The 2694-nt window shown below is 32.1% G+C and carries 4 protein-coding genes; all 4 read right to left on the bottom strand.

Annotated elements, in window-relative coordinates; genetic code table 11:
• Positions 1 to 111 precede the first annotated feature (111 nt).
• Positions 112 to 471 (bottom strand): VOC family protein, encoded by a 360-nt coding sequence (locus tag CEF18_RS24115; RefSeq protein WP_110939044.1) that lies wholly within the window; start codon positions 469 to 471, stop codon positions 112 to 114.
• A 220-nt stretch (positions 472 to 691) separates the two neighbouring features.
• Positions 692 to 1069: a VOC family protein gene (locus CEF18_RS24110; RefSeq protein WP_110939043.1), complete on the bottom strand. Its 378-nt coding sequence runs from the start codon at positions 1067 to 1069 to the stop codon at positions 692 to 694.
• A gap of 312 nt (positions 1070 to 1381) precedes the next feature.
• Entirely contained in the window at positions 1382 to 1792 is a 411-nt protein-coding gene (locus CEF18_RS24105) for a GNAT family N-acetyltransferase (RefSeq protein WP_110939042.1), read from the bottom strand.
• 210 nt (positions 1793 to 2002) lie between these two features.
• Positions 2003 to 2650 (bottom strand): alpha/beta hydrolase, encoded by a 648-nt coding sequence (locus CEF18_RS24100; RefSeq protein WP_110939041.1) that lies wholly within the window; start codon positions 2648 to 2650, stop codon positions 2003 to 2005.
• Positions 2651 to 2694: the final 44 nt, after the last annotated feature.

The raw sequence follows: 2694 nt of genomic DNA, 5'->3' as shown, positions 1-2694 counted from the left end.
TTGGATGAACAATATCGCCACTCCATTTTCCTGCCGCACTAAAACCTACTAACACAAATGAACTCTTTATAATTTCTTTAAATTTCATATTTAACGCCCTTCTCTACTACTTTATTTTCCTATTAAAACAAAAACATTTCCGTCTGGAGCTTGCATTACAGCCACATGACCACCTAAAGAATTAGGGAATGGAGTTCGAATCCATTGAACTTCAGGATTAGATTTTAATGATTCGTAAGTCTCCCGAACATCTTCAACAACAATCTCAGTTTCAGCAAAATTCAATTTAGGGTTATTCTTTAATACTAGTTCTGAATTACCATCAGGAAATTTCATACCAATAAGTGTCCATTGTTTTTCTTCGTCTTGAAATACTTCCCATGCTTTTGTTAAACCTAACGATTGATAGAACTTTACCGACTTTTCAATGTCTTCTGTATAAATAGCAACACATTCTATTCTTTTCCACATCAACCATTCTCCCCCTTATCAATAAGAACCTATGTTCCCTAATAATGATACTCCAAAAATAACCAAATAGACAATATAGTTATTCAACTATATGGCCCTATTAACAAAGAAAGGGCGCAATCCTTATTACAGAATTGCGCCTGATTGTTGAAGATAGAATTAGGTACTAAAGGACAACTAGCTTCGTGCACTAATGCATCCGTTAACACAAGAACTGTATTCAATTACCTGATGTAATTCTTAAATAATATCCATCTGGGTCAATTATTCTAAAATCAACCATTCCCCAAGGTCTTTTGGTCAATTCTGTCTGGATGGGATACCCTTTTGCAACTACTTTAGTATAAACATCATTTACATCTTCAACTTCTAGAACTATTTCAACACCTAAACCAATTTGTTGACCACTACCAGAAATTTTGAGGGGATGATGGTCAGTCAAATTTTTCATTTCTCCTAAACCTAGAACCACATCACCTTTTCTAACAGGTCTGTAATTTTCTTTAGTTTCTTTTGGTACATTAAATTCCAAAACGTTACTATAAAACTCAACTGATTTTTCTATACTTTCAACAAACAGTTCCAATCTTAATTTCATTATTCATCTTCTCCATTCTTTCAGTTAGGTCTCCAAAATCAAGATTAAGTATCCCTCATTACTTATTGAACTCTTCTGCTTGGTTTAGTTTAAGTACACTGCTTCACAAACTCACATATATCATTGCATTTATGATTATTCTATAAACTCAGTTTACACTGAACCACTTAACTAAGTAAGTACATTCAAGTACATCTATAAACAAAATGGGCCTATACAACAAAGAAAGGGCGCAATCCTTATTACAGATTTGCGCCTGTTTGCAGAACGTAATTCTAGCTCTCGCAGAAGTTAGTCAAGAAAATTCAAGCCTTATTCAACTATTAATCCTCTTGTCATACAGTCATTTTCTTTGAAATTAAACTTTTTATAAAACTCATGAGCATCTTTAGTAGCAAGAGCAAAACGAGTATATTTAATTTCTGGATGCCCTAAGATACATTCCATAAACCATTGACCTAAGCCATTCCTTCTGTAATCCTCATCTATTACAACATCTAAAATCCATGAAAATACAGCTTTATCAGTAACAACCCTAGCAAAACCAATTTGTTTATCCTTGTTATACATACCAAAAGAAATAGAATTTTTAATACTTTTTTCAACTGTTTCCTTTGTTCTATCTTTAGCCCAGTAAGTTTCCGACAACATATGTAAGACAGTATCTAAATTCATTAATAATATATCGTCACTTATCATAAAATCATCTTTTGTCCACTTCAATGCTAATTCCTCCTATATACCTAATCTCTAATAATTCTCTTTTTGTTGTCAAAAAACCTTTTTCAATCATATGGCCCTATACACAAAGAAAGAACGCAAATATTATTACAGATTTGCGCCTGATTGTTGAAGATAGAATTGATGGGAATTAGGTACTAAAGGCAAACTTGCTTGTTGAACAAAAGCACCTAATAGTTGAAGAACAACTAATCACTTTGATATAAAGTCTTTTAAATCTGTTATTAGGTCATTCAATGCAGTAATTGATTTAGATGTGGCAAGTTGTTCAATATCTAACGAATGGTTCGCATTAACAATTTCTATAATGTTAAAATTAGTTTTTTCAGCAAGCTTAGTTACCTTTTCCGGAATATAGTGGGTATCAACATTACCAATAACCAGAAGTGTTTTATTTTTACTCTCCAATAACCTCTTATAATATAAATCGTGTTGTAATAACGGGGTGAGGATAATCATTTTTGAATTCGAATATATACTATCATTAGCAAACATAGAAATAATCGGAATAGTACCAAGCGACTTTCCTAAGAATATTGTTTCATCATAATCCCCATTACCAATCACTTCTTTAACCACTGGGTTTACATCCTCGACAATCAAATTTGCCAACTCATCTTTTGGTAGATTTAATTCACTTTGATTGTATGAATAATGGATATGTACCACATCAAAATTGTTTTCAAGCATCACCATTGTTGAATAATAAAATAATGGTTTATCATATGTGTAACCTGAACCAGAAAACATAAAGCAAATAACTTGAGAATTATTTTGAATATGAGTGTACTGAATATCTTTATTTCCTTCTGTTAATATGGACCTTTTTTCTATTTTCATCGGATTCTCCCCTTTAGCGCCGTAACAGTATCAAAAACTTGTTG

It is taken from the genome of Salipaludibacillus neizhouensis (genome assembly GCF_002886185.1).
In the GTDB taxonomy this organism is placed as follows: Bacteria; Bacillota; Bacilli; order Bacillales; family Salisediminibacteriaceae; genus Salipaludibacillus; species Salipaludibacillus neizhouensis.
Note: the sequence above shows the minus strand (reverse complement) of the source record. Positions and strands in the feature narration are given on the sequence as shown.